Origin of the sequence: Micromonospora sp. LOL_023 (assembly GCF_048060115.1) — a bacterium.
In the GTDB taxonomy this organism is placed as follows: domain Bacteria; phylum Actinomycetota; class Actinomycetes; order Mycobacteriales; family Micromonosporaceae; genus Micromonospora_E.
On the sequence record NZ_JBHMIM010000086.1, the window covers coordinates 1 to 19,474 of the forward strand.

15 protein-coding genes and 1 pseudogene are annotated in these 19,474 nt (G+C 69.6%); 8 read left to right on the forward strand and 8 right to left on the reverse strand.

Annotation, left to right across the window (positions count from 1 at the left end):
- Positions 1 to 597 precede the first annotated feature (597 nt).
- Positions 598 to 3,240 (forward strand): FtsK/SpoIIIE domain-containing protein, encoded by a 2,643-nt coding sequence (locus ACFHVL_RS28840; RefSeq protein ID WP_416631659.1) that lies wholly within the window; start codon positions 598 to 600, stop codon positions 3,238 to 3,240.
- A gap of 5 nt (positions 3,241 to 3,245) precedes the next feature.
- Positions 3,246 to 4,214 (forward strand): hypothetical protein, encoded by a 969-nt coding sequence (locus ACFHVL_RS28845; RefSeq protein WP_416631660.1) that lies wholly within the window; start codon positions 3,246 to 3,248, stop codon positions 4,212 to 4,214.
- A gap of 114 nt (positions 4,215 to 4,328) precedes the next feature.
- Here the strand turns inward: ACFHVL_RS28845 and ACFHVL_RS28850 are convergent, their stop codons facing one another.
- Positions 4,329 to 5,111: a transposase family protein gene (locus ACFHVL_RS28850; RefSeq protein WP_278168437.1), complete on the reverse strand. Its 783-nt coding sequence runs from the start codon at positions 5,109 to 5,111 to the stop codon at positions 4,329 to 4,331.
- A 1,999-nt stretch (positions 5,112 to 7,110) separates the two neighbouring features.
- Between ACFHVL_RS28850 and ACFHVL_RS28855 the strand changes: the two are divergent.
- Both ACFHVL_RS28855 and ACFHVL_RS28860 read left to right on the forward strand, forming a co-directional pair.
- Positions 7,111 to 8,244 (forward strand): annotated as a pseudogene (locus ACFHVL_RS28855) (ATP-dependent 6-phosphofructokinase).
- A 61-nt stretch (positions 8,245 to 8,305) separates the two neighbouring features.
- Positions 8,306 to 10,738, forward strand: a complete 2,433-nt coding sequence (locus tag ACFHVL_RS28860; protein WP_416631663.1) for an ATP-binding protein — start codon at positions 8,306 to 8,308, stop codon at positions 10,736 to 10,738.
- 92 nt (positions 10,739 to 10,830) lie between these two features.
- Here ACFHVL_RS28860 and ACFHVL_RS28865 read toward each other — a convergent pair whose 3' ends face one another.
- The 4 genes from ACFHVL_RS28865 to ACFHVL_RS28880 all read right to left on the reverse strand — a co-directional run bounded on the left by ACFHVL_RS28865 (position 10,831) and on the right by ACFHVL_RS28880 (position 14,092).
- Positions 10,831 to 12,327 carry a cellulose binding domain-containing protein gene (locus ACFHVL_RS28865; protein WP_416631664.1) on the reverse strand — a complete coding sequence of 499 codons (1,497 nt, stop codon included), beginning with the start codon at positions 12,325 to 12,327 and terminating at the stop codon, positions 10,831 to 10,833.
- Positions 12,328 to 12,438: 111 nt separating this feature from the next.
- Complete coding sequence (locus ACFHVL_RS28870; RefSeq protein WP_416631665.1) at positions 12,439 to 12,969, reverse strand: hypothetical protein; 531 nt, start codon at positions 12,967 to 12,969, stop codon at positions 12,439 to 12,441.
- On the reverse strand, positions 12,966 to 13,754 hold the full coding sequence (locus ACFHVL_RS28875; RefSeq protein ID WP_416631667.1) for a hypothetical protein: 789 nt from the start codon (positions 13,752 to 13,754) through the stop codon (positions 12,966 to 12,968). Before ACFHVL_RS28875 ends, ACFHVL_RS28870 begins: the two co-directional genes overlap by 4 nt.
- The gene (locus ACFHVL_RS28880) at positions 13,751 to 14,092 is read right to left on the reverse strand and encodes a hypothetical protein (RefSeq protein WP_416631668.1); all 342 of its coding nucleotides are present in this window, start codon (positions 14,090 to 14,092) and stop codon (positions 13,751 to 13,753) included. The genes ACFHVL_RS28875 and ACFHVL_RS28880 overlap by 4 nt, the downstream gene beginning before the upstream one ends.
- 272 nt (positions 14,093 to 14,364) lie before the next feature.
- On the opposite strand from ACFHVL_RS28880, the gene ACFHVL_RS28885 reads away from it, so the two are divergent.
- The 3 genes from ACFHVL_RS28885 (at position 14,365) to ACFHVL_RS28895 (ending at position 15,299) form a co-directional block, all read left to right on the forward strand.
- A complete protein-coding gene (locus ACFHVL_RS28885; protein WP_289205443.1) occupies positions 14,365 to 14,598 on the forward strand; it encodes a winged helix-turn-helix domain-containing protein in 234 nt (77 codons plus the stop codon).
- A gap of 64 nt (positions 14,599 to 14,662) precedes the next feature.
- Positions 14,663 to 14,959, forward strand: a complete 297-nt coding sequence (locus ACFHVL_RS28890) for a winged helix-turn-helix domain-containing protein (RefSeq protein WP_416631669.1) — start codon at positions 14,663 to 14,665, stop codon at positions 14,957 to 14,959.
- 106 nt (positions 14,960 to 15,065) lie between these two features.
- Positions 15,066 to 15,299 (forward strand): GntR family transcriptional regulator, encoded by a 234-nt coding sequence (locus ACFHVL_RS28895; RefSeq protein ID WP_416631670.1) that lies wholly within the window; start codon positions 15,066 to 15,068, stop codon positions 15,297 to 15,299.
- Between the two features lie 266 nt (positions 15,300 to 15,565).
- Here the strand turns inward: ACFHVL_RS28895 and ACFHVL_RS28900 are convergent, their stop codons facing one another.
- The 3 genes from ACFHVL_RS28900 to ACFHVL_RS28910 all read right to left on the reverse strand — a co-directional run bounded on the left by ACFHVL_RS28900 (position 15,566) and on the right by ACFHVL_RS28910 (position 18,094).
- The gene (locus ACFHVL_RS28900) at positions 15,566 to 16,270 is read right to left on the reverse strand and encodes a hypothetical protein (protein WP_416631672.1); all 705 of its coding nucleotides are present in this window, start codon (positions 16,268 to 16,270) and stop codon (positions 15,566 to 15,568) included.
- Complete coding sequence (locus ACFHVL_RS28905; protein WP_416631673.1) at positions 16,267 to 16,905, reverse strand: hypothetical protein; 639 nt, start codon at positions 16,903 to 16,905, stop codon at positions 16,267 to 16,269. The genes ACFHVL_RS28900 and ACFHVL_RS28905 overlap by 4 nt, the downstream gene beginning before the upstream one ends.
- A 259-nt stretch (positions 16,906 to 17,164) precedes the next feature.
- A complete protein-coding gene (locus tag ACFHVL_RS28910) occupies positions 17,165 to 18,094 on the reverse strand; it encodes an HNH endonuclease (RefSeq protein WP_416631674.1) in 930 nt (309 codons plus the stop codon).
- Between the two features lie 922 nt (positions 18,095 to 19,016).
- Between ACFHVL_RS28910 and ACFHVL_RS28915 the strand changes: the two genes are divergently transcribed.
- A complete protein-coding gene (locus ACFHVL_RS28915; RefSeq protein ID WP_416631675.1) occupies positions 19,017 to 19,442 on the forward strand; it encodes a hypothetical protein in 426 nt (141 codons plus the stop codon).
- Positions 19,443 to 19,474 lie beyond the last annotated feature (32 nt).

Here is a 19,474-nt window from a genome sequence, read left to right on the forward strand (position 1 = left end):
CGGTGCCGGCCACCCACGAACATCACCCACCGTCACCTCTACGGGTGTCGATCAGGTTTTGAATGGCCCTCAGGGTCTCTCCGACCACGGCGTGATCGGCCGCTGACAAGGGCATGGGCGTCTCTGCAGATTCGTGCTGCCGTGCCGATGATCTCGTCGGCGCAACTCATGTCAGGACTCTCTCGCTATAAATGATCATCGGATTACCGCAAGTGTCCGGAGGGTGGCTGTCGGGGGGAATCAGAGTTTGAAACAATGCAACGAATGTTGAGGGCTTTCGCTTTCGTGGGGTCCAGAAGGCAAATGCCTGTCTGGGCCATCGGTCTACTTGTGCCGAAGCTTGCCGGTGGACTGGCCCGTGATGGCCGATCATGGCGCGACGCGGTGTCGGCCGAGATGATACGCGGTTGTGTCGTGAGCATGGATGGTCCGGTGCGCGTCGCTGGGACGGGCCGGGTCAACAGGGGGAAGTTGATTCGGATAGTGTTCCGGTGGTTACCCGACTGCAGGTGGGGGTGTGGTGAACGGACTGCATGGGTTGCCGGGCCGCGACGCCGTCAGCATCTCCGGGCCGGTCCAGGCTCCGTATCCGGTGCGATGAGTTTCGGCACCGCGTACCGCCGGGCGTTGGCCGCGCACCGGCAGGCGATCGCCCACCTGACGACGGCCCGCCGGGCGATCAGCGACAGCGCTGCCCCACCGCCCCCGGACCTCCGCGACGTCACCGAGAGGCTGCGCCGGGTCGGGGAAACCCTGACCACCGGTGCCACCAGCGCCACTGGGGACCTCGCTGCCGGGCCGGCCCCGGTCCGGGTCGGCATGGCCCGCCCAGTCGCCATGGCCGACCCGGTCGGCAGCGCTACCGGAGCCGGAGCCGGAGCCGCTACCGGAGGCGGAGGCGCCAGCGGAGTCGAGTTCCCCGCATTGGTGCCACTCGGTGCCGGCGCGCACCTGGCCATCGACGCCGACGCCCGGCAGCCGCGGGTCGCCGCGCTGCTGCGCAGCCTGGTGGTCCGGCTGCTCGCCGCGGCACCCCCCGGCACGGTACGGGTGATCGCACTGGACACCACGTCGATGGGTGCCACCTTCCTGCCGTTGCGGCCACTGGTCGAAGCCAGTGTGCTGGCACAACCCGCGGCCACCGACACCGAAGCCAAGGAGCGCCTCGACGACGCCGACCAGCACGTCCGGGCGGCCCAGGCCCGCACCGGCGGCCAAGCCGGCACCGCTGGCCAGGCGGCGGAACTGCTGGTCGTGGTCGCCGGGGCGCTGCCGGACGCCCGCAGCGAGCTGATGCGCCTCGCCGCGCTCACCCACGCCGGAGCATCCGCCCGGGTCTGCGTGATCATCGCCGGCTACCCGCCGGCCGGCACCGGCATGCAGCCGCCCACGCTCGGCGGCACCACCCAGCTCAGACTGGACGGCAACCGGGGCTGGGTCGGCGACCCACCCGGGCAGCCGTTCAGCTCCGACGGCAGTGGCCTGGCCGCGCCGGTCGCCCTCGACGGCGACCCGCCCGCCCGGGTGGTCGAGGCCCTCGCCGGCCGGCTCGGCGAGATTCACCGGCGCGGCTCCGCACTCGACTTCGCCGACCTGCTGCCGCCCCGGGTCTGGACCGAGACCGCCGGCACCGGCCTGCACACCGTCGTCGGCCGTGCCGGCCGGGAGCCGGCGATCCTCGCCTTCGACGACGTCACCCCGCACTGGCTGGTCGGTGGGCGCACCGGCTCCGGCAAGACCGTCTTCCTACTCGACCTGCTGTACGGCCTGGCCGCCCGCTACCCACCCGACGAGCTGGCGCTCTACCTGCTCGACTTCAAGGAAGGCGTCAGCTTCACCGAGTTAGTGCCGACCGGCCGCGACCCGTCGTGGATCCCGCACGCCCGCGCCGTCGGCATCGAATCCGACCGGGAGTACGGCGTCGCCGTGCTGCGCGAACTGCGCCGCGAGCTGAACCGGCGGGCGGCGGCGATGAAACGCCACGGCGTGACGAAACTGGCCGACCTGCCCCGCGACGGTGCCCCGACGCCGCGTACCGTCGCCGTGATCGACGAGTTCCACGTGCTGTTCGACGGCAACGACTCGGTCGCCCGAGAGGCCGCCGCCCTGCTGGAGGAGCTGGCCCGCAAAGGCCGGTCGTACGGCGTACACCTGGTGCTGGCCAGCCAGAGCATGTCCGGAATCGAAGCCCTGTACGGCAAGACCGACTCGATCTTCGGCCAGTTCCCGCTGCGGGTGGCGCTGCCCGGCGGCAACGGCGTCCTCGATCCGCTCAACCACACCGCCGGTGGGCTGCCGGTCGGGCAGGCGATCGTCAACGCCTCGGCCGGCATCGCCGGCGCCAACACGGTCGTCCGGTTCCCGGACGCGCACGGCGGGGCCCGGCGGATCGCCGCGCTGCGCCACGAGCTGTGGCAGGCCCGCGCCGCCGGCTCCCGGCCACCGGCGATCTTCAAGGGGTACGAGGCGGCGCACCTCGACGGCGACCCGACGTACCGCTCACTGGCCCCCGGCGGGCGGCGCCCGCTGGCGCTGGTCGGCCGGCAGGTCGACGTGGACCTGACGTCGGCGGTGTTCCCGCTGGACGCCACCCCGGGCCGGCACATCGCGGTGGTCGGCACCACCGGCCACGCCGCCGACGTGCTGCACGCCGCCACGGTCAGCCTGGCCCGGCAGGAGCCGGCCGGCCACCCCCGGTTCCTGTTCGCCCCGCTGGTCGCCTCCGCCGACGAGGTCGCCGATGAAACCGCTGAGGCGCTGCACGCCCTCGGGCACTCGATCACCCGGCTGACCGTCGCCGAGCTGCGCGAGGAGCTGCGCCGACTGGCCAACCCGGACACCGCCGCGTCGGCCGACGGCGGCCGGACGTACCTGGTGGTGTTCGGCATGGACGCCGCCGCCGGGGTGCTCGGCGCGAAGGACGACATGTTCCGGTCCGGGCTGGACGACCTGCAGGTGGTGCTGCGTCAGGGTCCCGGCCACGGCGTACACCTGCTGGGTTGGTGGCGTGGGCTGCGCCGGCTCGCCGACGACCTGGGCGGCTCGCACAACCGCGACGACCTGGCCTGCCTGGTGGCGATGAACGTGCCCGGCGGTGAGCTGGGCTCCTACCTGGGCACCCACGACCTGGCGTACCGGCCGCGGCCGAACCGGGCGCTGCTGATCGACCGGCACGACCAGCGGACCCGGCTGATCGTGCCGTTCGCGTTGCCCGGCCGCGAGCTGGACGAGGAGGGCTGAGCGCGGTGAGCAGCGACTTCGACGAGTACGCCGCCCTGGCCCGGCACCTGCACGACCTGCACCGCACCGGCCAGGCCGGTGCGGCGCAGCACCAGACGCGCCGGCAGCGGCTCACCGGCTACGCCGACCAGCTCGGCCAGCGGCTGTATGCCCAGTGGCAGCGGCTGGCGGCGATTGCCCAGGCCGCCGGTATGCCGGCACCGCCCGCGCCGCCGCCGATCGCGGCGACCCCGGCCGCCGGCAGCGCGTCGGGCCAGCAACAGTCCGGCGGGTACGGCGCCTCGCCGGCCGGCGTCCCGTGGCCACCGCCCCCACCGCCCCCACCGGGCCGGGCGATGCCGGGTCAGGCGATGCCGGGGCCGGTCGGGCTTCCGCCACCGCCGCGCCGCCCCGAGCTGGCCACCGGCGAACAGCCGGTGCCGCTGCCGACTGGGGCTTCCGGGCCGCTTTCCCCTGCCGCCGGGTCGGTGCAGCCGTACGGCGGCGCGGGCGCGGCCGGCCCGGTGTCGGCGGCGCCGGTCTCCGGTGACCCGGCTGCGGCTAACGGGTTCTCAGCGGATCCGGAGCAGGAGCTGGAGGCGGCCCGCCGGCAGCTCGACGAGGCCGACGCCGCCGCCACCGAGGCGGAGCGGGCCGCCGGCCGCCCGCCGCTGTTGCCCGGCTGGTCACCGCTGGCCCGGGCGGTCACCGTCTACCTGGGGTTCGCCGCCGCCGTCGCAGTCCTGCAGTTCGGGTTCTTCCTGAACCCGGTGACCGCCGGCGTCGACTACAGCACCAAGTGGATCTGGTCCTGCGCCGGCTTCCCGGCGACCGGCTTCTTCGCCGCGTACTTCGTGATCAGCAAGTGGGGCACCGCCCGGCTGGAAACCGACGGCGGCCCCCGGTTCCCGAAGCTGGGGTTCCTGATCAGCTTCGCCGGTGCCGCCGCCTCGATGCTCCTGCTGCTGGTCCTCCTCCAACTCGACGAGTTCTGAGCCGGCGGCGGATCGCAGGGCGGTTTGCGCAGCATGGAGCAACCCTTCGCAGCTGCTGGCTCGACGGCTGCCCTGGGCAACGAGCCGTGTGGGATGTCATCGAGTGAGCCCTTTTCATGCTGCGTAGCGGTCGGTCTCGACGTGGTGCAGAACGAGGATGGCCTGCACGATCGCGGTCGCTCGCCGTGGACAGCAGCGCAGCTTGGCCAGGATCTTCCAGGCCTTGAGGGTGGCGATTGCGCGTTCACCGCGGGCGCGGATCTTCGCGTGGGCGCGGTTGATAGCCTTCTGCCGGCGTGACAGCTTCGGGCGGAAGCGGCGTCGCTTGAACGGAGTGCGCACGCTGCCGCGGGCTCCTTGGTAGCCCTTATCGGCGAAGGTCATCACGTCCGCCCTGGTCAGCGCATCGATAATGCCGTAGGTCCTGGCTGCGGTTAGGTCATGAACCGAACCGGGCAGCGCCGGTGAAGCCCAGACGAGCCGGCCAGCGGCATCGGCGATGACCTGCACATTCACGCCGTGGTGCTTGTGTTTCCCAGAGTAGTAGGGTCGCTGGTCGGCGACCCGATCGATCGGAATCAGGGTGCCGTCCAGGATCGCGTACGCCAGTCGGCGGATCCGTACCATGGCGGTGGCCAGGTCATCGGCGGCCGTCGCGAGCAGGGCTATCGCTTCCTGGACGTAGCGCCAGGCGGTGGCGACGCCGATCTCGAAGCCGGCCGCGAGTCGGGTGTAGGTGTCGCCGTTGCGCAGATGGGCCAGGGCGAGCAGCGCCTGCCGGCCGGGTTCGAGGCGCCGCCACCGCGATCGGCGCTGCTTACGGTGGCTGCGGATGCGTTCGGCCAGGTGGTTCAGGGTGCGGCTGGACAACGAGATCGTGGCGGGGTAGGACAGCATGGCGAGGCTCCCGGTCGGGGCTTCGAGTCTTGGTCGACAGCTGTCCTACCTGGAGCCTCGCACCCATCGATCAGCGGGCCTACCGCATCCGCCCTGAGCTGCGAGATCAACTTGGAAAAGGCTCAGTGATCTGCGAGATAGTTGGCGACTGTTGCGCCGCACGATCGAATGGCGGCAGCCCATGTCGCCACGTGTCCTGTCCGTCTACACCCGATTGTCGACAGTGCGGACGACAGTAGACATAGATCCACTTTGGTCGACGTCGTCGCGAAATGCCGGTAACGTGGGGTGTGCGTACGGTAGTTCGACGATTGCGGCAAGTGAGCTACTGGCGTGTCCATCCCCTACATCGCTAGGAGTCGAGTTGGAAGCACGACGGACGGTGCGCCTCACGCTTAGCTGGGCTGGCGCTACCCTTCTCCTCGTTGCCGGTGCGACAATCGCTGGAATCTCGCCTGTCCAGGCCGACCCAACCGAATCGCTGTGCTCCCCGGCGCGCGTGGGGGAAGCAGATGGCCAGGCTGAGAACGAAGCTGTAAACCTGGCGACTATAGAGATGCGTCAGCGGGGGGAGGGCCAGGCTGCAATCGACAGCTATTTAGAGGCTCAGCATAATATGACTCTGGTATCGGGCGAGTCTTCATCTGAGGATTTGCAGCTGCAGGGGCAAAGTGCGCTTACGGTTCCAAAACCTTCTGTTTACCGAGATAGCTGTACGGGCAGGTACAGCGTCTTCGCTACCTGGCAATTCACAAACATTGACGGAATTGACGATGGTCACCCTCTCGGCTGCGTCGGTACTTGTAACGTCTCTGGCGAGGATGGCTTCGGCATAGCTCTTAATAGATCTGTAAAATCGGTGTCCGGATACTCGCTCACGACCTGCGGTAAGACGACCACTTTTGCGTGCTCAACCAGCCGGATGCACGTTGAAGAAGGCGGGGCGGCCGGCGTTGGTTACGCTGGGCTGGACAAGATGTACTATGGTGGGGCCTGTTGCCGAACCGACTACAACTTCTGGTGGGGTCAGATCGTCTACAGCATTGACAGTCCAGGATGTGGAAGCCTCCAGGCCTTCTCCAAGTACGGACACACCTGGAACGGTACCGGCGTGAACGTTTCGGTTGGTGTCCCACTCAGCGTCAGCCTAAGCTTCTCTAGCACCAGCAACCGATGGCAGCTAGGTAGCCAACCGTCGAACTCGGTGACTCCCTGTTAAGCGCGGGTTGGGTTGGTCGCCGAGTCCGCAGGAGCGCTCGGCGGCCACCCGATCGTGTCGGAGGTAGAACTGCATGCAAAACCCTACTCGCCTCACCGGCATTTCGCTGCTCGTGGCTGTGATCCTTGCTGCGCTCTGTGGTTGCGCCGGGGACGGTCGGCCCCAGCTTGAGGTTCTTGTCCGCGTGACGATGTGTGTGGATAACGGAGCGGACTGCTTCGCTCTGGGTGTTCCCTCTGCGGAGGTGACCGTCGAAGAAGGCGGTAGGATTCTTGCGGAAGGTGAGACTGACCAGTCGGGCGCCATTAGTCTTCGGCTCGAATCGGCCCAATTGCCAATGCGATTGATTGCCCGATCGCCATTGATAGATGGAGGGATGGTTGAAGCCATGATTCCTCCATTCGACGGTACAACCTCCTCTACTCTCGGTAGTCCACTCGACGAAGCCGTAAGACCAACATAGGCGATATCTCACTGTACGTGTCACTCGAATCCACTCAAATGCTTACATTGGTACAACTTTGCGCCATTCGGCTCCCGGCGGGATGGTTGGTGAGCGGATCGCCGTGGTCCGACCGGCCAACGGTCGAGTTCGGTAACGCTGCTGAAAACTACGGCCGGGACCATGGGTGGATGGCCGACGAGCCGGTGCGACTGGAGATCCGGACGCTGGGCGGGTGCCTGTTCGACTCGCCGCTGGCCCGACTGCTGCTCGGGCGCAACACCAGCTGGCACTACGTCGACGAGTCCGACCGGGTGCTGCTCGACGACACCGTCGGGATGCTCACCGGCCGGGGTCTGCCCATCGACGAGCTGCCCAGCCTGGAGCCGGGCGGACCGCGACAGAAGATCTTCTTCGAGCCGGCCCGCACCCGGGTCGGGATCGTCACCTGCGGCGGGCTCTGTCCCGGCCTGAACAATGTGATCCGGGCTCTGGTGCTGGAGCTGACCACCGGCTACGGGGTGCGCCAGATCGTCGGTTTCCGCAACGGCTATCAAGGGCTGGTCGCCCGGCACGGCCACGACCCGGTCCCGTTGACGCCGGCGGTCGTCGACCGGATCGACGAGTACGGCGGCACGATCCTCGGTACGTCGCGGGGCAACCAGGATCCGAAGGAGATTGCCGACACCCTCGACGAGCTCGGCATCGACATCCTGTTCGTGATCGGTGGTGACGGTTCGATGCGGGGTGCGTCGCGGATCACCGAGGTGCTCGCCCGGCGGGGTCGACCGGTTGCCGTCGTCGGGGTGCCGAGGACGATCGACAACGACATCCCGTACATCGAATAGAGCTTTGGTTTTCAGACGGCGGTCGCGCACGCCACCGAGGTGATCCGGGTCGCCCATGTGGAGGCCACCGCGTTCCCCGGCGGGATCGGGCTCGTGCAGCTGATGGGCCGGCACAGCGGCTTCATCGCCTGTTACGCGGCCCTGGCCACCCACGACGCCGATTTCGTCCTGGTGCCCGAGGCTCCGTTCGCCCTGGACGGCCCGGGTGGCTTCCTGGCGCACCTGCGTCGCCGGGTCGCCGAGCGGGGGCACACGACGGTCGTCGCCGCCGAGGGCGCCGGCCAGGAGCATCTGGCTGGCGAACCCGCCGGCCACGACGCCTCCGGCAATCTGCGGCTGCACGATTTCGGCCGCTACCTGCGGCGGCGGATCGTCGAGAACCTCGCCGCTGCCGGGCACGAGTCGAGTGTGAAGTACATCGATCCGAGTTGCACGATCCGTGGCGTGCCAGGTCGACCCGCACGGCGACCTGTGGCTGTCGGTCCTGGAGGCCACCGGTTAGCCGCCGTCGATCGCCTGATCGAGCGGCTGGGAGTCCATGCCGGCGCGGGCCGGGTTCCGGCGACTCGTCACTGTTTTGTCACGACTGCGATCACACTCTGTGCCTATTGTCGCCGATTCTAGTTACCTAGAGGTGGCGGCACGCACGTCATGTGCGCCAGGGCGTTGGGTGGTTGGGGAAGCCATGGCTACCGGTCAGGTGCAGCATGACCAGTTCGGGGATCTGCTCCGGGCCCTCCGCCTGCAGCGGAGGCTGACCCAGGAGGAGCTTGCCGAGGCGGCGGGTTCCAGCGTCCGCAGCATCCGGGAAATGGAGCGCGGCCGGGTGCGCAGCCCGCAACGACGGACGGTGGTGCTGCTCGCCGATGCCCTGCGGCTGGCCGGGGCGGACCGCGACTGCTTCGTCGCCCTGGCCCGGGCCGAGCGGCAGCCGCGCGACAGCGGCACGGTGCCGCACGGGCAGTACAACAGCGGCACGGTGCCGCACGACGGCCCGGCGGTGGTCGTACCCGGGGAACTGCCGTCCGCCGTCCCGGACCTGGCCGGCCGGGCGGAGATCCTGCAACGGCTGTCGACTCTCGCCGCCGAGGTCGCCGCCGGCCGGCCGGACACATCCTCGGTGGTGGTGCTGCACGGTCCGCCGGGGATCGGCAAGACCAGCCTCGCGGTCGCGGCCGGACATCGACTCAGCTGGGCGTTTGCCGGCGGACAGCTCTTCGTCGACCTGCAGGGCGCCTCGCCGGACGGACCGCTCGACCCGGCCGAGGCGCTGGCCGGGCTGCTGCGGTCGCTCGGGGTGCCGGACAGCAGGGTGCCGGTGTCGCCGGCCGAGCGGGGCGGCCTGTTCCGCACCCTGACCCGGGATCGGCCGCTGCTGGTGGTCCTGGACAACGCCGCGAACGAGGCACAGGTACGTGCGCTGCTGCCGGCCGGGCGGGGATGCCTGGCGCTGGTGACCTGCCGGCGTCCGCTGGCCGGCCTGGCCGGCGCGGTCCGCCAGCCGCTCGACCTGCTCGCCCCGGCGGCCGGTCGAGCGCTGCTCGCGGCGATCGTCGGTGCCGACCGGATCGCTGCTGAGCCGGCCGCCGCCGATCAACTCGTCACACTCTGCGGACAGCTGCCGCTGGCCGTGCGGATCGCCGGCAACCGGCTAGCCAGCCGGCCACAATGGTCAGTAGCGTGGCTGGTGGACCTGCTCCGCGACGAACATCGAAGGCTGACCGTACTGACCGCCGGGGACCTGGGCGTACGGTCGGCGTTCGAGGTCTCGTACCGGCAACTGGACCCGGTCACCGCGCGAGTGTTCCGGCGGGCCGCGCTGATCCCCGGCACCGATTTCGCACCCGCACTGGCCGCCGTCGTGGCCGGCATCGACGAGGAGACCGCGGCGGTGGCCCTGGAGGAGCTGGTCGAGGCGGGTCTCCTGCTGACCCTGGGCGACCGGTACCAGTTCCACGACCTGGTTCGGCTCTACGCCCGGGAACGCCTCGACGTCGAGGAACAGCAGGACCGGCGGACGGAGGCGCACGATCGGATGGTCGGCTGGCTGCTGCTGCGTACCCGGCAGGCCGGGGTGATGTTCGAACCGGACGCCGGTCGGGCCGATTCCCCGTTCGACGACGATCAGGCGGCGGCGTACTGGCTGGACCGGGAATCCGGCAACTGGCTGGCGGCGCTGCGCTACGCCGCCCGGTGTGGTCGATACGCCGACGTGATCGCGCTCGCCAGGGCGTTGCACTGGTACTCCGATGCCAACAGTCACCTGCACCCCTGGGAAGAGATCTTCTCGCTGGCGGTCGCTGCGGCCCGGGCCGTCGGCAGCTGTCGCGACGAGGCGGTACTGCTGAACTTCCTGGGTTGGGCCCAGTACTTCTGCCAGGACCGCAACGTCGACGGGCTGGCCACTCTGGACCGGGCGCTGGACCTGGCCCGGCGGATCGGGGACCGCCGGGAGCAGGCGTGGGCACTGACCTACACCGCCGCGGTCCTGGTCCGCACCGGCCGCGCCGGGTCGGCCGTCGACCACAGCCGCCGGGCGGTCGGTCTGTTCCGCGAGATCGGGTACGCCCTCGGCGAGCAGAGTGCGGCGAGTGCGCAGGCGGGGTCGCTTGCTGCGCTCGGCCGGTTCGCCGAAGCGGCCGAGTTGCACCGCGAGGTGCTGGCGTTCTACCGACGGAACAGTGGTCTCAGCCGTACCGGCGCGGCGGTGGCCCGGGCCGGCGCGATGGTGAGTCTCGGGGCGGATCTGGCCGGGATGGGCCGGCTGCGGGAGGCCGCCGACCAGTACGCCCGCGCCCGGCGGGTGTTCCGCCGGTGCGGTGCGACGTTCAGCGAAGCCAACGCCGTGCACCGGTACGGGCTCGCGCTCGCGTCGTTGGGCGAGGCCCACGCGGCGGCCGAGGCGCTGCGGGCGGCGCTGGACCTGTACGCGGCACTGTCCTGCCCGTGGTGGGAGGCGCAGACCTTGTCCGCGCTCGCCGCTCTGGCCGGCGCGGCGTCGGACCCGGCCGCCGCGCGCCTGCTGCGCCAGCGGGCGCTCGACCGGTGCGGTGAACTGGACGCCCCGCAGGTGCGGACCCTGCGCGCCACCCTGCGGCGCGAACTGGCCGGGTCCTGACCGGGATTCTGATGCGCGCCGAGATGCTGATCCGCCGCGAAGGGGACCGGGCCCCGCCGCGATTCGGCGGGACCCGGTGTCGGTGGACAGGGTCAGTTGCAGGTGGTCCCGTTGAGAGTGAACGGCGCCGGGACGGTGGGGGAGCCGTCCGCGGTGTAGCCGAAGTTGACGGCACCGCCGGTCGGGATGGCGGCGTTGTGGTTCTCGTTGGTGACGGTCACCGCCGATCCGGTCTGCTGGAAGACGCCGTTCCAGTGACCCCGCAGGAGCTGCCCGCCGGGGAAGGTCCAGCCCACCGACCAGCCGTTGACGGCCGGGCCGTCGTTGTAGACGGTCACGCTGGCGGTGTAGCCGGTGCCCCACGACTGGGTGACCACAAAGGAGACTCGGCAGCTGCTGGCGATCGCCGTCGCCGGCACGAGGTTGCCGTAGTCGTCGCGGGCGGTGGCGAAGTCCTGGAACCCGAAGCCCGGTCCGGCCGACCGGGTGGTGGTGCCGGCTGCGAGCACGGTGCCGTCGGGGTTGACGAAGTAGACCGGGCCACCGCTGTCGCCGCCCCGGGCGGAGTCGTGGCCGTCGAGCTGGGTGGCCTCGACGAGGTCCTCGATGTCGTCGTAGTGGTAGTCGACCCGCAGGTTGCAGATGGGTCCGCCGAGCACTCCCGCCGAGGTGTACCCGGACTGGCACAGCAGCTGACCGGGGAAGACCTCGGTCCAGCCGACCACTTCGGCGCGGACCTCGTCGTGCTGACCGCCGACGTAGATGTGGCCGCCGGGTGCCGACGTCGAGATGATCATCGTGTCGTGGTCGTCGTTGCTGTCGACCGCGTAGCCGATCAGCGTGCCGGTGCCGGTGGTGGTGTCCCAGCCGGTGTGCCAGGCCGAGCCGATCGACCCGCAGTGTTCGGCGGTGAGGATGTAGCCGGCGGTGGTGTCCGCGTCACGTACGCCGAAGCCGGCCGTACACCAGGGCGTGGTGGGCCCGATGCCGGCCCCGCCGTCGAACGGTGCGGCGTCGTCGGTCCGCGACCGTTCGACCAGCTGGTCGCGTTCGACGAAGGTGGTACGGACACCGGTCTCCGGCAGCGTCGGCAGCTCGGTGCTCGAGCTGTAGTCGACGCCGATCTCGATGCCGGTGCCGTCGGTACGCAGCCGGACCGAGTGGCTGGCGTCGGTCGGGTCGGCCTCCACCACCGGGGCGATCCGGGCGGCTGCCGTACGCAGTTCGGCGCGGGAGTAGGTGGCGTCGGCCACCTCGACCGGCGCGGTGCGGCGGGCGGCGGCGACGGCCGCGGCGATGTCGGCGGGCGGCTCTCCCTTCCACCACAGGGTGACCTGGTCGTCGACCAGGCCGATGCCGGCGTAGCCCCGGCCCGGCGCATGGTCGACCGCGGTGCGGATGACGTTGGCCGCGTCGACCAGTGGAGCCTGGGCGACCATCCGGTCCAGGGTCGGTGTCGGGATGAGGTCGAGGATGGACTCGGTGGTCCCGGCCGGCTCCGGCTGGTGGGCCTCGGCGTAGCCGGAGGTGGGACTGGTGAGCGTTGTCGCGCCGACCATCGCTGCGACGACCACCGCAAGGGTGGTCACTTTCCGAACTGATGCCATGACGCTGAGTCAAGCGCTGTCCGATGTCGAGAGACAGGCAGGACCGCCGGCAGGACTCGTCCTGCCGGCGGTCCTGCCGGTAGCGCCGGAGGGTCACAGCTCGGTCGGGCGGTCGTCTCCTGCAGTGCTGTCGGGTGTCGGCGGGTCGGCTTCCTCGCCGGGCCGGATGTCGACGGCATCCTGTGGCCGCTGCGGCTCGGCCGGCGTGGTGTGCAGGGCGATCATCGTGGTGGTGTCGTCGATCAGGTCGGCCAGGCCGGCCGGGCTGAGCCCTTCGTCGGTGACCAGGGCGACGACAAGCAGTGTCTGCGCGGTGATGGTCTCGGCGGTGGCGGGCAGGGTGTCGTGCTGGCCGAGGGCGGCGTACAGCAGGGTTTCGGCCACGGTCGGGTCGATGGCGGTGCCGGCCGGGTCGAAGCGTTCCCGGACGCTGGCGACGAAGCGGATCACCGCGGCCGGGTCACCGGGCCGGAAGCGTCGGTCCACGGTGAGCACGAACAGCCCGCTGAGCAGGTCAAGGTATTCCTGCCACTGGTCGTCGTCGAAGCGGGCGAGTTGCCGTTCGTGTGCGCCGGTCTGTCCGGCAACCAGGTAGGTCAGGGCGGCGGTGGGTGCGCTGGTCACCGGCTCCTCCAGGTGTGGAAGGCGTCTTGCCAGATGTGGTGGCGGACGAGCTGCCAGAAGGTGCGGAACCTGACGTGGTGGCGGCCGGCGGCGACCAGCGACGCGGCGGTACGGGCGGCGAGGCCGCGTACCTCGGTCGGTGGCTGCCGTGCGGCGGAGTCGGCACCGTCGCCGGGCGGATCGCCGTCGGCGTCGGTGGTGGCGGGTGGGGTGCTGGTGAGCGGGCGGCGTGCGGCCAGCCGGCGCAGCCGCTGCTGCGGCGGGTCGTAGCCGTTGGCGAGGGCGTTGAAGTAGCGGTCGAGGGCGCCGGTGCCGACGCCGAGGCTGCCGCTGAGCTGGTCGAGACGGGCCAGGGCGGTGCGCAGCCGGGCGGCGGCGGCCTGGGCGTACGGGTCGTCGCTGCGGGCCAGGCGGTCGGCGGCGGCCAGCACCCGTGGCCGGGCGTCGCCGGTGGTGCCGGCGGCGTGGCCGGCGTGCTCGCGGGCGGTCCGCAGGCCGCGCATGATGGCGGCGACGCCGACCGGGCGGCTGCCGGGCAGCTGCGGCCGGGCGACGGTGACGGCGTCGAAGACTTCGCCGTACGCCTCCCACGCCTGGTGCAGGGCTTCCTCGTAGCGGTCGACGGTGAGCCGGGCGTCCGGGGCGAGCGTGTGGGCGTCGCCGAGCTGCTCGGTGACGTGGGTGACGGCGGTCTCCAGGGCCAGGCAGACCGCCCGCAGTGCGCCGATCGTGTCGGCGGCGACCTGCAGGGCCGCGGCGTCGGCGGCGTACTCCCGGGCGCTCATGCCGACCTGCCCAGCCAGGAGAACCGGGGCCGGTCGGGGGCGTCGGCGACCCGGCCTGGGTCGAGCAGGGTCGCGCCGGGGCGGCGGAACGGCAGCCGGTTGTAGCGGCGCATCGTCGCTTCGGCTTCGGCCAGGTCCGCGCACGGTCCGGGCCGTCCACAGCCGAGACAACAGCCGGTGTACGCCGAGGTCGTGTGACTGTCGATGGTGCGTTGCGCCTCGACGACGCGGGCGCGGGCGTACCGGGTGTAGTAGGTCGCGGATCGCTGGTTGCCGGCCGGGCGTAGCCGGGTGGGTGGTGGTGGGACGTTCGGGGTGGGGCGGGGGTCGGGTGTCACCGGACGTTGCCTCCCGTACGCGTGGAGATGGCACCCGCCGCTGATGCGACTGTTGTCGCAGGTGGCGGGCAGGTTGACGCACCCGGCCGACCGACAGGCGGCGCCGGCCGACCGGGCTCTTTGCGGCGCAACTGGCTCCGGGTTTGCAGACCTGGGAGCGGGTTGCTCGGTCATCGTATATAACAAGTGATGTACGAGCAAGTTCGCAGGTCATCACTTGCCATACCCACTGATTCATGGTCGAATGTGAGGTGCAGATCTGGGAGTAGACAATGCCCGCCAAACCGAAGTGGGCGCAGATTGCCGACGGCATCCGCGCCAAGATTGCCACCGGAGAGCTTGCTCCAGGCGACAAGCTGCCATCGACCAGCGAGCTTGGCCGTGAGCACGGCGTCTCGGCCATCGTCGTCCGACAAGCGATCAACACGCTGAAGGTCGAGCGCGTCGTCGAAGGCGTGCCAGGTGTCGGCGTCTTCGTCGCCGACCCGAACGAGACGCAGGTCTGACCCCTGCCGATCGATAAGGTGGGCTTCGGACTCTTGCAGCGGGCGGGGTATTGACGGTGGCCTGATGGGTCGGCCGCTACCGGCCCAGTTGGCGACAGCGCTGATCAGGGGAGGGCCGGCGATGCCGCCGAGCGCCAAGTGGGTAGGCCTCCTCGTCCACATCCGCAAGCAGATCGAGACCGGCGAGTTGTCGCCGGGCGCGAAGCTGCCGTCGACGTCGCAGCTCTGCGCCGAACACAACGTGTCGGCGATCGTCGTCCGCAACGCCATGATCGCGCTCAAGGCCGAAGGCCTGGTCGTCGGTGTACCCGGTGTCGGTGTCTTCGTCGTCGATGCCAACGAGGCCACCGGTGGGTCGTAGCTGGAAGCCCACGTTTGTATCTGCGAACCGCCTAACTGGCCGTGGTCTTGGCTACGCTGGGTTCGTTGCCCGTCTACTCGGGTGCTTGGAGTGGTGACCTCGGATCATGACTTACGCCGTGTCCCTTTGGAAATCGATCCGTGATGGCCTCCGTGCGCAGGTCAAAGCAGGGCTGTTGAAGCCGGGCGACCGGATTCCGACGACTCGGAAGCTCATGGATCAGTACTCGACAACTTCGGCCACCGTACGTCGAGCCGTCGACTCGATGATCGAGTCCGGCGAACTCGTCGGCAGGCAGGGCCTCGGCGTGTTCGTCGCCGATCGATCGGACAACGCCTGATCCTTGGCCTGCTACGGGGTTACGGCGTCCGCTCCTGCCGAGAAGCGCGCACCTCGGTCCGTCGACTCTCGGTCCGCCGTCGAGTGGAGGGCTCAGGTACGCTTATTCGTGCCAATAACGTGCCCGAGCCCTCCACTCGAAGCAGCGTCGCCGATCGCGGGCGTCCGAATTTGAACCTGCCGCTACGCGCCGCTTCGGCGGTTGAAGGTGTCGGGGCGGTACAGCGAGATCCGTTCTTGCCGCGATCCGGGCGCTACTCGTCCGAGCTACAGGTTGGACAGATATCCCTTCAGGCTCTCCTGGGCCTGGTGGGTGAGGACGGCGGCTTCTTCGATGTTGGTGCGGGACAGTTCGGCCCAGGTGTAGATCTCCTGCGTGCGGTCCTGCCGCCCACCGGCAAGCAGTTGCGCCAGGCCGAGCTGGCTCGCCCGCATCGCGTTGGCCACGTTCGCCAGCTTCGCTTGCTGGGTTTCGATCTCGTCGAGGATCTGCCGGAGCCGCCCGATGTATCCGGCGGTCGGCCCTACCTCCGACCCTGCTCGGGGTTGGGTCAGCCGGCGCGGCCGGTGTGGTGGTGGTGCGTGTCGCGGCTCCCGTCTCGCGGGATCGACCGCCCGAAGGACCTTCTTCGGCTCACCCGTACCCGGAATCGCTGTTGGCGGCTTGCCGCCCGATGGCTCTTGCTTGCCCTCGTCGGCCTTCCGGCTCATCATGCGGTCCACGGCCGTACCGGCGGCGGACTTGCCCAGTATCCCGAGCATCGCGCCCGCGATCGCGCCACCGGTCGCCGCTGTCGACGACGGCACGGGGAGACCGGCCTTCGTCGAGGCCAGCCCCAGCAACATGCCGACGGCGGCACCGCCCAACTCGGCCAACTTGCCGAGCGACTCCTTTGAGAACTCCCGGCGGAACTGCTGGCCGAAGGTCTCGGCCTGCTGCTGGCCCTTGCGCTGCTTCCGGCCATACCTCATGTCTGGACGACCGGATCAAAGAAGGCGCACCCGGTGACGACCATCATCGGGAGGTTGATCGCGACGTCGCGGGCTACCCCCGCTGCCGTCAGTTCCAGCAGCTTCTCGCCGGCGGCTTCCTCCTCCGACTGGTCGGCGTAGAAGGCGCACGCGTCCCACAAGTTGGCGTGCAGGAAGGCGTACGACCACTGGGTGTAGACCTGGATGGGTACCGCGACCGCCGCCTTGTCGCCGATGCCGATGCGATGCAGGTCGGGTTCCTCGGGCGTGGTGCCGAGGCCTTGGGCGAGGGGGAGCAGCTTGTGGCGGCTGAAGACCGGTTGCAGGTCGCCGTCGGGGTCGAACTCGACGAGTAGGCCGCGGGCGATCAGATCGTCGACGTAGCGTGCGGCGTGCTGCTCCGGCTTCGGCGCGGTCTCCAGCATGCGTACCAGGGAATCGCGGTTGACCGTGAGCTTCGCGTGCTGGTCCGGGTAGAGGAAGGCGGCGGCCCAGACGGCGGCCTCGGTCTCGGTCAGCTCGACCAGGTCGTCACCGAGATGCACCTCGTAGCACTCCGGTGTCGGGTCCGGTGGGCGGACGTACCGGTAGCGGGGACCCATACTCAGCCCGGCGGGCACGATCACAGTCGACATCAGGGGATTCTCCCAGCCGGTCAGAAGCTCGCGGCGTAGCCACGGCTGGACTCGATCGCGCTCTGCGTCAGCGCCGCCGCCTCGGCCAGCTTCTGCTTCGCCTGCTCGACCTTGGCGATCGTCTCGGACATCCGGCATCCTCCCCATCGGACCGTCTCAGCTACCCTGACCGTACAGCGAGTGAGCAACGGGAGCCATGACCTCCGGTAGGCACCCGGTGCACGGACCATGGGACAGACTGCCGGGTGCGGCTGCAGTATCAGTGCTGGAAGACCGTGTCAGTGTGCCATTCGAGCAGGTCGTGGTCGGGGCGGCGGGCCTTCTGCTCGGGTACGGCGATCTGGGTGCCGGCGCGGGCGTAGAACTGTTCGCCGTTGCCGAAGTCGTCGCGCAGGCGTCGGCTGACGAGCAGCCGGTGCTTCGGGTCGACGCCCAGGTAGCCCTGGTCGAAGAGGATGTGTACGTCGGCCCGCAGCAGCATGCCGTTGTCGATGCGGTGCTCGCCGCCGGCGGCCACCGGGCGGATGTGCGCGGCCTGCAATGCCGGCCGCAGCTTGCTGTCGGTGATCGCGCAGCGCCGGGAGTAGGTGTCGAGGACGACCGCCTTGAACGACTGCTGCCCGAGGCGCTGCGGCCGGAGACGGGGGTCGCCGAACACCGGACCCGGCCGGTGCCAGGTGCCTTCCGGGTCGACCCGCACCTCGCTGCCGAGCAGCAGCTTCGTCAGCTGCTCGAAGTAGTCGAAGTGCTTGCCCGACGACAGGTCGTAGGTTTTGCCCTGGGTGAGGTTCGGCGAGAACTCCGGCGGCGGCTCCGGCTGCCGACCCTCGGGGAAGAAGACCGTGTCGCGGATGAAGATGCAGCCGATCACCGGGTCCTCGCCGGGGCCGATCGGATCCTTGTGGTACTTGCCGATGTCGCGGGCCATGTCGGCGAGGGAGCCCGCGCCGTTGGCCTCGCCGAACAGTCCCCAGGCTTCCGAGAGCCGCAGCTTCGCGAACCCGCTGAAGAAGCCGCCGCCGACGATCCGGTTGTGCGGATAGCGGCTCTTGAAGAAGAACGGCTCGCCCGGGGTGAGGGTCTTGAAGCTGCCGCCGCCGGGCCGCCAGAAGTTGACCTCGTTGATCTGCGGTCGGGCGGCGAGGAAGCTGCGCCACTCGCCGTCGGTGACCCCCACGAACGCCTTCACCCGGTCATCCTGCTCGCTAGGCGGCACAGCCCGTTATGGGCCGACCGGCTGACAGTCGAGAGTGCACCTTGCCGGCGCGGGCCGTGTGCGGTCGGATCAGGCTGCCGCCCCAGCGGGCACACTCGTCTATGACGAGCACGCCAGCCAGCGGGCCATTCAGACGCGGCCGAGGTTGCCGAACTGATCTGCCGGCTGACCGCTGACCACTGCGACAGGTCGACCGTCGCGCCCACACCATCCGGCATCGGCGCACCGCCGAACTCGCGCCACATAGCCGATGCAACTGCCCCAACCCTGCCTGATGTGCCGAACGCGACCGTCCTCGGTGCTGCGGGGGTCGGCGCGGCTGTGTCGTCACGCCCGCAGTGGCGGCTGCGGTGGTAGGCCATGCACGACAACCGGTTGCGCCCGCCTGATAGGAGCCATCCAGAACTCAGGCCTTCTCCGGCGCAACTCGAGGTATCCACACAGATGACCCAAGGCTGACGATAGCGGCAATATCGAAGGAGGCGGCTTCCCTTGGTCGAGAAGTGACAAGAATTCGACTCGAAGGGCTCAGCCTGCGCATCCATGGTTGCCACAACATCATCTGGCGGACTCCTGGAAGCTCGGGGTTGACGAACAGAAATAGTCCATTGACGATGAAGATTGTGGGTTCCACCAGCCGTGGCGGACGTAGCTAGGTAGGACGACCTGTCGACGCACATAGCTCACGATGTCGGATCCTTCGCTTGCGATGCGATGGTCTCCGGCGGAGGATTCTGCATCCGGATCAGTCAGCCGTGCAGATCCTTTGCTGAGGGAGTCTGTCCCGAGCTGGCTGGTCGAGGGCGTGACTTTTGGCGACAGGGCCGGCGCGGTGCGTGGATTTCGGAGGCAACCGGATGCGGTTGCTCGACAACGAGGAGTTGGCCGTATGGTCATGTCCGGAAGAATCCATCTTGCCCGGGGCGCTCGGCGCCTGGGTGTCATCGCACTGGCCGTCGTCGTCGCGCCAGTCCTGACCGTCACCGGAGCCGTCGCCGCTCCGGCCGAGGTGAACACCAAGCCCACCATGGTCGCCGGCTCCGATTTGGCCACCAGCAGCTCGCTGGCCCCGGTGCGGCTGCCCGGCGACAAGGCCGCCCGCACCTACACGCCCGCGCAGTTGCAGTCGTTCGAGCGCACCGGCGGTGACCCGGCGGTGCTGGCGTACTGGACGCCGGAGCGGATGAAGGCGGCCAAGCCGATGGACGCGCCCGGCGACGCCGTGTGGGTCGAGAACACCGCACGGGCCATCGCCACCAAGACGCCTACGGTCTCAGCCAAACCGCACGGCCCCGGCGTTGTTCCTCTATGCCTGATTTGATCACGGTTTGTTAGATGCGGTAGACGGCGAAG